At 60.6% G+C, this 10,606-nt stretch carries 9 protein-coding genes; all 9 read right to left on the bottom strand.

The features are described 5' to 3' along the window. On the bottom strand, positions 1–1,162 hold a 1,162-nt coding region (locus AC11W3_RS20985), incomplete at its 3' end, for a B12-binding domain-containing radical SAM protein (RefSeq protein ID WP_484093714.1). Next, positions 1,159–1,416, bottom strand: coding sequence for a phosphopantetheine-binding protein (locus AC11W3_RS20980; RefSeq protein ID WP_484089446.1), 258 nt, complete (start codon positions 1,414–1,416; stop codon positions 1,159–1,161). The genes AC11W3_RS20985 and AC11W3_RS20980, both read right to left, overlap by 4 nt. Before the next feature lie 21 nt (positions 1,417–1,437). Further along, positions 1,438–2,319 carry a lysophospholipid acyltransferase family protein gene (locus AC11W3_RS20975; protein ID WP_484089445.1) on the bottom strand — a complete coding sequence of 294 codons (882 nt, stop codon included), beginning with the start codon at positions 2,317–2,319 and terminating at the stop codon, positions 1,438–1,440. A gap of 167 nt (positions 2,320–2,486) precedes the next feature. After that, a complete protein-coding gene (locus tag AC11W3_RS20970; RefSeq protein ID WP_484089444.1) occupies positions 2,487–3,857 on the bottom strand; it encodes a radical SAM/SPASM domain-containing protein in 1,371 nt (456 codons plus the stop codon). Positions 3,858–4,154: 297 nt separating this feature from the next. After that, complete coding sequence (locus AC11W3_RS20965) at positions 4,155–4,817, bottom strand: glycosyltransferase family 2 protein (protein WP_484089443.1); 663 nt, start codon at positions 4,815–4,817, stop codon at positions 4,155–4,157. Continuing rightward, the gene (locus tag AC11W3_RS20960; RefSeq protein ID WP_484089442.1) at positions 4,802–5,623 is read right to left on the bottom strand and encodes a polysaccharide deacetylase family protein; all 822 of its coding nucleotides are present in this window, start codon (positions 5,621–5,623) and stop codon (positions 4,802–4,804) included. The genes AC11W3_RS20965 and AC11W3_RS20960 overlap by 16 nt, the downstream gene beginning before the upstream one ends. 88 nt (positions 5,624–5,711) lie before the next feature. Beyond that, positions 5,712–6,482 (bottom strand): class I SAM-dependent methyltransferase, encoded by a 771-nt coding sequence (locus AC11W3_RS20955; protein ID WP_484089441.1) that lies wholly within the window; start codon positions 6,480–6,482, stop codon positions 5,712–5,714. Positions 6,483–6,631: 149 nt separating this feature from the next. After that, positions 6,632–7,873, bottom strand: a complete 1,242-nt coding sequence (locus tag AC11W3_RS20950; protein WP_484089440.1) for a spinster family MFS transporter — start codon at positions 7,871–7,873, stop codon at positions 6,632–6,634. 417 nt (positions 7,874–8,290) lie between these two features. After that, positions 8,291–10,606, bottom strand: a 2,316-nt coding sequence (locus tag AC11W3_RS20945; protein WP_484093713.1) for an AMP-binding protein, incomplete at its 5' end; no start/stop codon positions are given.

Raw genomic sequence — 10,606 nt, 5'->3', positions numbered from 1 at the left:
TGTTCAGCCAGTCATGCCCCGCCTTCAGCTCTTCAGCAGACATCCCCCGCGGAATGAAGTTCACCTCTCCCATGTCGTAGTTTCGCCAGTCGTTTGAGGTGATCCTCCCCTCCCCCTCCAGCCTCTCGCGCACCCGCGTCCCCGGATATGGCGTCAGAATCGGGAAGATGGCGGCCTCGAGCCTCGCCTCTTCGCAAAAGCGCAGGATCGGTTCGAAAATGGCCGGTGTATCTCCGTCACACCCAAGGACGAAGGAGCCGAGGATGCCGATGCCGTTATCCCTGAAGGCCTTCGCCTGGTCCAGGTACCCCTTGGCCTCGTTGGTGCTTTTGCCGATCGCCGCCAGCGTCTGCTGGTTCAGCGACTCGAAACCGACAAACATCCCCACGCACCCGGCCTCGCCTGCGGCACGCATCAACTCGCCGTCGAGGGCGAAGTCGATAGGAGCGTGGGAGAGCCATTTCAGCCCCATCCCCTTCATCCCGGAGAAAAGGGCCAGGGCGTAGCGCCGGTTGGCGACCAGGTTGTCATCGACGAAAAAGACGAAGGAGCCGCTCTTTCGCAGCGTGTCCAGCTCGTTCAGCACCAGGTCCAGCGGCTTTTCCCGATACTTTCTGCCAAAGAACGCGGTGACCGAACAGAACTCGCAGTCATGGGGACAGCCGCGGGTGGTCTGTATGGTGTTGGTGAGGAGGTACCCGCTGCCGGCGAAGATCTCGCGGCGGGGGACCGGGACCGCTCCCATGTCCAGGAGGGTTGTGTGACGGTAAATGCGCTGCAGGTTTCCCCGCGAAAAGTCTGAGACGACCCGCGGCCAGATTAGATCACCCTCGCCGACCACGACGGCGTCGACATGCTTCGAAGCCTCCTCGGGAAGGTTACTGGCATGGAAGCCTCCCATCACCACGGCCTTGCCCCGGGCACGGAAGGCTGCGGCTATCTCATAGGCACGCGGCGCCTGCGGGGTCATGGCGGTGATACCCACCAGGTCCACGTCCGCGTTCAGGTCGAGCGGCTGCATGTTCTCGTCGCCCAGCATAACCTCCCACCCCTCGGGAGTGGCGGCGGCGATGGCGGCAAGGGAGAGCGAGGGAAACTTGAAGCCGAGCTCCCCCCAGAGTCTCCCCTTGGGCCATCCGGGCGATACGAGCAGCAGCCTCATGCAGCGTGCTGGGCTATGTAGTCAGCCATGCTGCGGACCGACTGGAAAACCTTGGTGCCGACGGCGGCGTCGGGTACCACGACACCGAAGCTGTTCTCCATGCCGACCACCAGTTGCAGGGCGTCGATCGAGTCGAGCCCCAACCCCTCTCCGAAGAGAGGCGCGTCGGTATCGATGTCGGCTACCGACATGCCGTCGATGCGAAGGCTGTCGATGATCAGCTGTTTTACCTGGGATATAAGTTCGTCTGTCATCTGCTACTCCTTTTCGGGAGCCTATTCTTCACCCCCCCAGTAATCGAAGAAGTTGTACCACTGATCGGGGTACGACCTGATATACGCTTCAAAGATCCGCAGTACCTCTTTGGTCTTTTCCTCGATCACGCGGTCCCGCTCATGGCGTTCCGCCTGAAAGAATATGGGGTCACCCATTATGGCGGCGTAGCGCTCGCCCTCCAAGGGTACGAAGACCGGAATGACCGGCGCGCCGGTAGCCAGGGCCAGGTAGGCGGCCCCCATCGGGATGGGGGTGGGCTTGCCAAAGAAATCGAAGTCCCTGGTGTGGGATGAACCGTCCCTGTCGCCGAGGATGGCCAGCACCTCGTTGCGGTTCAGCGCACTGACAGCCTCTACTATGGCAAGGGACGAGGTAACCTCGCGATCGACATAGATGAAGTTGACCCCCCTCTCCCGCCTGATGACCTCCCGCTGGGCATTCACCTTCTCATCCGGCTCGGGAAAGGTGAGGATGTTCATCGGGTAACCCTTCTCGGCCAGCCCAAGCCCACCGAGTTCCCAGTTGCCGAGGTGGATCGAGATCAGGATGGCCCCGCGACCGGCGGCCAGGGCATCGTTTAGCGGCTTTTCCGTCGTCCAGCGCCCGATGAGGTTCAGGAGGCCCGCCCCGCGCAGCCTCATCATCAGCAACTGGTCGCACCAGTTACGGCTGAACTTGTAGAAGGCCGAAAGGACCAGCCCCTCCACTTTGTCTTCGCCGGTGACGACCCTGAGGTTGCTCCTCAGGCCACGTCGCTCTTTTCCCAGAATGAGATAGAAAAGCCACCCCGTGACCAAGGCGAACGGGGCATGCAGAAAACGCGGGACCAGGGTGGTGAAGAGTCTTATGAGAAACAGGTTCAGATTGCTGTAAAGTGCCAAGACAACCCTTCTTTTGATTATCTGCGGATGTACTGCCAAGTCCCCTCCCCCCCGGGAGAGGGTCAGGGCGAGGGGGGCCTCCACGAAGCGGCACCGGCCCATCGGTGGCAACTTCCCTCACCCGGCCTGCGGCCACCCTCTCCCGCAGGGAGAGGGGATCTCCGCCGTTACCCCTTGATGTTCCCCGACCTAAGCTCCGGGCCTGCGAACTCCCGCTCCCAGGCGGCGTCGGCGATCTCCGCGTAGCGGGCGGAGTAGTCATCCATCGCCTCGGAAAGGTCGGTAAAGATCTCGGCAGCCCCATCGTGGGTGGCGTAAGCCCCGGAGGCGAAGATCTCGCGGCCGACTTCGGGATGATCGATCAGCATGCACGGACGCAACAGGTTCTCGTGCTCCTCCTGCTGCTGCCTGATCTTGACGAAGAGCGGTGAGCGCAGGGCCTCCTTGATGGTCGTCCGGCGGATATTGTCGGCCGCGAAGTGGCAGAAGACGCAGGGCTCGATGTCGCCGTTGGCGTTGACGTGGAAGTACTTGCGCCCCCCGGCGATGCAGCCGCTGATGATCGGCCCGTCGTTCCAGAAATCGATGAAGAGCATCGGCTTCGTGGCCCGGTAGTCGACAGTGGTGCGGCGCATGAAGTCCCGCTGCTCCGGGGTCGGCATCAGTGCGATCTCGGGGTTTCTTCCCACCGGGACGTAGGAGAAGAGCCACATGGCGAAGCAGCCTTTCTCCACCAGCATGTCGATGAAGCGGTCATCGGTGATGATGTCGGTGTTCCTGCTGGTCTGCGTGAACGAACTGCTGAAGGAGAGGCCTGCCTCGCGCAGCAGGTCCATGGCGTGCATCACCTTGGCGAAATGCCCCGGGCCGCGCCGCTCATCGGTCTCCTCCTGGTATCCCTCCAGCGAGAAGGAAGGCATCACGTTCCCCACTTCGATCAGGCGCTCGACCATCCGCTCGTCGATCAGGCCGCCGTGGGTGAAGACCAGAAAGGCCATGTCGGAATGCTTTTTGAAGATCTCGAAGATGTCCTCCTTGAAGAAGGGCTCCCCTCCTGAGATCACGGCGAAGTAGACTCCCATCTCCTTCATCTGCATGAGGACGGAATCGATCTCCTCCAGGGAGAGTTCCAGGGTCTTCTGATAATCGCCGGCGTAGCATCCGTAGCAGTTCAAGTTGCACTTCATGGTGGGACTGATAACCACCGTCGACGGCGGGTAATATCCTTCCTTCTCCTGCCACATCTTTCTCGTGTTGGTTCCGGAGAGGAGGTGGTTGACAAGCAGGTTGGTGATCCACTTGTCGCGCTGGTTCGGGTGAAGGTCGCGCAGGATGCGTCGAGGAAAGTCGATGCTGGGATGGTTGTCACGGATCAGGCCGCGGATCCAGCGGATACGCTCCTTGTAGTACTCCTTCTTGGGGATGAGCTCCATCAGGTGGGTCATCCGCGCCAAATTCTCGTTAGAGGAATTGGTCGCCAAGGAAAGGAGCATGGAGATGATCTTCTCCTGTGAATACTTTTTCAAACCGTGCAGCATAGAATTACTTCTCCCTACTGTCATTGAAGTTACGGCGTCCACGGAAGGCCGTGAAGCAAAAGAGGGTTATTCAGGCACTAGGTCATGCTCCTGTCTGTCAGTCGATCCGTTACTATGACAATACGGGATGAAGATCAGCCCTGCCCGCAACAGCGAGTTAATTATACTTAACAAAGACAGACGGCGCAACTGGATTAAAAGAAAAACGTGTGAGCGCTTCCGGTTTATGAAGTTTCAGCGGTGGGAGCTATGCTCAGAGCGAGTGATAGGACTGACATAGAGCCGATGAAACAGGCTCTACATGTATCGCAGAAAGGTCATGCAGATGTTCCAGGTATCACGGACAGGACGGTAGTGACTTGTGGAGCGGCCGTCTGCCACACGCGCTGCAATGGGTAAAGAACCTACGACGAAACCCCGCCGCCATGCCTTGAGCAGGATCTCCATCTCCATGTTGTAGCCGGTGCTTTGAAGCTCCACCTGCCGCAGCAGGGGGGCGGAGTAGTACCTGAAGCCCGACTGGCTGTCGCTGATCTCGAAACCGGTACGTTTTCGCATGCACCAGACGCCGAAACGGTTCCAGGAACTGCGCAGCCCCGCCATTTCCTCGAACTGGGTGTAGCGCGATGCGATGAGGATGTCATAGCCGTGGCGACAGGCGTGGTCCAGGAGATCCGGTATCGCCGCCACCTCATGCTGCCCGTCGGCATCAATGGTGACCACCCCGTCAAAACCGTTGGACAAGGCCCAGTCGAACCCGGCCTTGAGGGCCCCGCCCTTCCCGCGGTTTTGCCCGAGGCCGATAACCGCCAGCGGCAGGCCGGCAACGCTCTCGGCCGTCGAGTCTGCGGAGCCGTCGTCAACGACGACGACAGGAAGCCCCGTCTCGATGGCCTCGCGGGCCACTGCGGGAATGGTTTTCTCGGCGTTATATGCAGGGATGACTATGCAGACTGCCACGCGGACGCTAACTCCTTCATGGTTTTGAAACTGAAACTGGTCAAAAGATCCTTCAGCCGAAGTCCGGCATCGGTACGAGGTCCATAGCTGACGAAGGACTGAAACGGCGAAAGGGGCAGCCGCGGTCCGTAGGGATCGAGCTCCCTCGGGTGCAGATAGAGAATGGCCGGCGTCAGATTGTGATTGAGTTTTTCCACGGTGCGACGGATGAGGGAGCGAGGGAAGAACCTGAAGCCCCACCCGCCGCCGGTGGGAAGATTTCCTATGGGAGAGGGAGTGACCATCGGGGGAAGCTCGAGCAGCGCCCCATGGGGGGCCGCTATACGAAAGGGTGCACGCGGGCCGCGGCTATTGCCGATGAAGGCAAGGGGGTTGTAGCTGGAATCGTACTGACATCCCTCCTGCTGCAGGATCTCCATGGCCCAAGGTGTTGCGGGACCAAGCGACCACTGCGGGGCCCGGTAACCGGCCGGGCGGCGGCCGCACTGCTGGAAGATGATCTGCGCGGTGCGCCGGACCTCGTCACGGAAGCTCTCCGGCCCCAGCAGGGGGACCAGGGTGTGGGAGTAGCCGTGCGACGCGATCTCATGGCCCTCCCTCACTATCATGGGAACGAGCGAAGGATCTTCCTCGGCGACCGAGCCGAGCATGAAGAAGGTGGCCTTGACCCGGCACTGGTCGAGCAGGTTCAGGATCAGTTCGGTGTTCCGCCGCACCCTACGCTGTTCAGCGGAAACCACGGGTCCACGGACGGCGCAACAGCCGTGATACCAGTCTTCGACGTCGATGGTTAGAGCATTGTGCACCAGGAAACTCACCCCATTTTTAATTAGAGGGATATACACCATCGGAGGGGCCATGTCAATTCAAAGACTTGGCGCACGCGGCGTCCGCTCAATCCGCTGAAGGGGGAGCCCCGCCCCGGTTACAGCGCCGGCAGAGGACGACTATTTCGGAGATGGACGGGCCCTCTGGAACACCCGGGGTGAACCGGAGGGGACCCTGGAAAGAGAGCCTGAGGGGAAGGAAGACCCAGTTATACCAGAATAACGAGATCGAGCGCTGGTGAGTCAGCAGCCAGATACCGAGGTCGAGAAGACGCGGGCTGGCCGGCTGCATCCCGAAGACCGAACTTCTCACGGGGACGAGATGGCAGCGCTCGAGGATGGAGGTGAGCTCTTCAGGTCGGTAACGCCTGACATGGCCTACGAAGTCATCGAAGGCGGTCCACAACCCCGGGTAAAGCGGAACGGAAAGGATCAGGAAGCCATCGTCCTTGAGCACGCGGCCGAGCTCCTGAAAAGCGCGCAGGTGGTCCTCGACGTGCTCGATGACATCGAAGGCGCAGACCAGATCCATCGACGCTTCGGCAAACGGCAGCAAAGTGGCATCACCGAGTTCACCTTCACCGCCCAGCGCATTCAATCTGTCGATAACGGTGGCACTGATGTCGATGAAATGGGTTCCGGAGATGGGGAGCCGCGGCCGAAGCCCGGGTCCTATTTCCAGGCGGTGGGCTGCGTGGGACAGGAGCGGGGCGATGACGGGCCAGGTATTGAAGCTCTCCGGGCGGGTCAGGCGAGTCCTGGACCACAGCGCTTCGTAGAAGCTGTGGTTGGCTCCTGCCACGCCCTGTGTCATAGCCCCGAGCTTGCCTTCTTCCATTACAGTGCGCCCTATTGCAATCAGCACGAACGGCGGCTCACCCTGAGCTTGTCGAAGGCTGAGCTGATAGTTAATTCAAAATTTATAGAGAGACAATAATAGCAGCTAAATCAGTTTTGACAGTATGAAGAGGAGAGTAATTGCCGTTATCACTTCTCGGCCTCAGCCATGTCATGCTCGACATATCTTCCGCAGACGAAGCAGAAAATTCCCGCCAGCGCCATCACCAGCGGGGTCACGAGGAGGGCGTTCCTCAACCCCCAGTGGTCGGACAGCCAGCCGAGAAAGGAAGGAGAGATGGCGTCACCAAGGGCGTGAATGAAGAAGATGTTGGCTGCGAAGGCCATGGCGCGGATCGAAGGGTGGGTTACATTGACGATGACGGTGTTGAGGGGACCGGTGTTGAGAAAGAGGAAAAACTCCGCCACGAAGATGGCTGCCATGCAGGCAGGAAGGCCGGGGGCCAGGATGGCCCAGGCTGCGAAAGGGGTGCCGATCAGAAAGCCCCAGCCGGAGACGAGGAGATACCCTTTGCTGCTCTTTTTTTGCCAACGGTCACCGAGCCACCCCCCCAGCAAGGTGCCGCAGATTCCGGCGACCACGGTGACGGCCCCGAACATGGTGTTCCCTTTTTCCACCCCCATGGCGTGAGCACGGAAGAGAAACGACGGAATCCACTGGGCAAGGCCGCCTATGGCGAAGGTCATGGTAGCCATGGCGATGGTGTTGTAGACGAAGGAGCGGTTTCTGAAGAGGCTTGCGTATCCGGCGGAGGGTTTCCCGGCGCTGTTTTGGGAGGCCGCTTCATCGCCTCCTCTGGGCGGGGTGCGCAACATGGCGATGGGGATCGCCAGGAGAAGACCGGGAAGACCCACCATCAGGAAGGCGGCATGCCAGCCGAAGCGCTCCCCGAGGATGCCACCCAGAAGATAACCGAATGCGCTCCCCACCGGAATAGCCAGGTAAAACCAGGAGAGGATGCGGCCCCTTTTTTCTTTGCTGAAGAAATCGGAGATGAGACCGGGGGAGACGGTGCCGAAGCTCGCCTCCCCTACCCCGACCGTGGCGCGGGCGGCGAGCAGGGTCCGGTAGCCTGGGGCAAGACCGGCGAGCGCTGTGGCCAGACTCCAGACGACCAGCCCTCCCGAAGCCAGCTTGACCCTGCTCCAGCGGTCGCCAAGCCAGCCGAAAGCCGGCGCTATCAGCATGTAACTCACCATGAAGGCGCTGCCGAGTAAACCGAGGGCAGTATCTGAGATGCCCAGATCGATCTTTATAAGCGGGAATACGGCAAAAAGAACCTGGCGGTCTATATAATTCAGCAGGTTCACTGTCACAAGGAGAGCCAGTGCGTAGCGGCGGTAAGGCAAAGAGATCTCATCACTGTTCATCAAGGTTCTCCTCCAGGATCTGTTGCCCGCGCATTATGATAGAGAGTGGGGTCGAATGTCCAGCAATGTGACGGAATGGTCCACTGCTGACGGATATCGGTGCCGTTTGCAGGGAACCTCTCTATCTGAGACTTCGGACGGAATCACCGGGATCATAGGTCCCCCCCTTGTCAAAGGGGGGACAGGGCAGCGTTGTCCAGCTACTTGCACCTGCCCATTTCTCCACATTTCAAGCTCTCCCTCGCCCTCCGGGAGAGGGTCGGGGTGAGGGAAGCCCGTATCTCCGTGGCACTTGCCCTCACCCCAGCCCTCTCCCATGGGGAGAGGGAGCCGTTTCGAATGAAGATTGGGAAGGGAAAGAGACAAATCAAAAACCTAACCGGACACCGCTGGGGACAGGGGGGATTCGCCTTTCTTTTACAGCGCCTCCACCGCCTGCCGCGCCTTGGCCACGATGGCAGGGGGGTCCTCGATGGTGAAGTGCAGCGGCTCGCCGAAAGTCACAGTCACCTTCCCCCGTTTCGGAAAATGCGCTGTGGCCGGCAGCACATGCTGCGTACCGTCGATCCTGAAGGGCACCACCGGTATCCCCAGTTCCTTTACGATCACCCCCAGGCCCAACTGAAAGTCCTGTATCTTCCCGTCCCTTGAATGGGCGCCTTCAGGGAAGATCAAGGTGTTGATCCCGGCATCGCTGAGCCTGCCCATGAACCGCAAGGCGCCGCTGAACCCGCTTTTCTGAGGCAGGGGGAAGAGGTTCACCAGGAGGGTGCCGAACTGGTAACAGAAAAGCCGCCAGAGGCGGTTTGGCCCGTGGTAGTCCCCGAAGAAGAACTCCTCCCAGGCGGCGGTCGCCGTGTAGTAACGGACCTCTTTGGGCAAGGCGAACATCACCGAGGGCTGGTCGAAGTAGCTCAGGTGGTTCCCCACGAAGACCACCGGCCCGGGTAACTCTTCGAGTATCTCGGCACCCCGCACCTCCAGGGTAGCGAACATGCTGTACAGCGGGTAGACAAAGAGGGCGTCCCCCAGCATGCGCAGTGCCCGGACCGGGGTGGAATTGGTCCAGAAACGCAGATGGCTGCGATGGCGCACCTTCTCCCGCTTCGTGATGATCTGCCGCACGTCGGAGACCCGGGCCTGCGGGCCGAGCTGGGAATCCTCGATGTCCATTCGGTATTCCTGCTCCAGGAAGTTCACCAGTTCCAGACGACCGATCGAGGTCAGTCCCAGGTCGGCCACCAGGAGCGAGTCATCGCGTATCTCCGAGGCGCTCGTTCCCGTCACCTTCGCCAGCAGGTTCACCAGCACATCCCTCGATCCGGCCTCGCCTTCCGCGGCCCCCTTCCTGATCTGCTCCTTCACCTGGAACTTCTTGATCTTCAGTGTGGTGGTCTTGGGGAACTCCGGTTCCTTCCACACGGTGAAGCCGGTGATCTGGTGCAGGGCGTCAAGGCTCCTGTTGGCCTGGCCGACGATCTCGTCGGGCCTGGCACCGCTGCCGTTCAAGAGGAGTACGGCATGGACCTCCTCTCCGCCTCCCCGATCGAGACCGACGACACACGATTCCTTCACTCCCGGGATCTTGTTCAGCACCCCTTCCAGTTCGTCAGGGTACACGTTGACGCCGGCGCCGGTGACGATCAATTCCTTCTCGCGCCCTTTTATGGTGATCCACCCGTCCGTCCCCTTCTCGGCGATGTCCCCGGTGCGGAACCAGCCGTCACTGGTGAAGGCATCGCTGGTCGCCTGCTCATTCCGGTAGTACCCCGGAAAGACGTTATCGCCGCGAGCCAGAAGCTCCTTTTCCTTTCCCTCGATCTTGAGCTCGACACCGGGAAGAGGCGGCCCTACCGAGCCCGCCACCTGCCGCTCGAAGGTGTTGGCGCAGAGGACCGGCGAGCACTCGGTGAGGCCGTATCCCTCCACCACGGTGAATCCCATGTTGCTCCAGAAGTTGAAGACTTCGGGATCGAGCGGAGCCCCGCCGGATACAAAGAGGGTGAAGTCGCGGCCGAATTTGCGGTGAACGGGGAAGAAGAGGAGGCCGCGTCCTCTCTTGGGCAGGCGGGAGGCGGGTCTGGAAAGGAAGCGGAAGACGCCATCGAGGTGCTTCTCCGCCAGTTCCCTTTCTATCGAGGTCTTCAGCAGCTGCATGAGGCGGGGAACGGACATGATGACGAAGATATCCTCCTCGCCCAGCGCCTCCATGATCGCGGAAGGCTTGAGGGTGCGCAGGTAGACCACGGCAGCGCCGCGGTAAAGGGGGGTGAAGAAACCGCCCATCTGCTCGAACATATGAGACAGCGGCAGCAGCGAAAGGAAGGAGTAATGTTCGGTGATGATGGGGATGTGCCGGTTGATCTGGACGATGTTGGCGATCAGATTCTTGTGGGTCAGGATGACACCCTTCGGGTTCCCCGTGGTGCCGGAGGTATAGATGAGCTGCGCCATATCCCCAGGTGCGGGGTGGGCGATCTCCTCGACCGGCTCGACATTCTCGAGGAGATACTGCAGATCCTCCAGGAGCATGGTCGAGTGCCCCGCGATCCGGTCGACCTTGAAGCGGCTCTGCAGCAGCACCTTCGACTCCGTGAGCGTCATGATCATTTCCGCCCGTGCGCGATCGGACATGAAATCGACAGGGACGGCGACGGCTCCACTGATGATGATGCCCCAGTAGGCAACGCCCCACCAGGACGAGTTCGGCCCCCAGAGGAGGACCCGATCGCC

It is taken from the genome of Geomonas sp. (assembly GCF_056994735.1).
The sequence above is the reverse complement of the archived record's forward strand: the minus strand, read 5'-3'. Positions and strand labels throughout refer to the sequence as shown.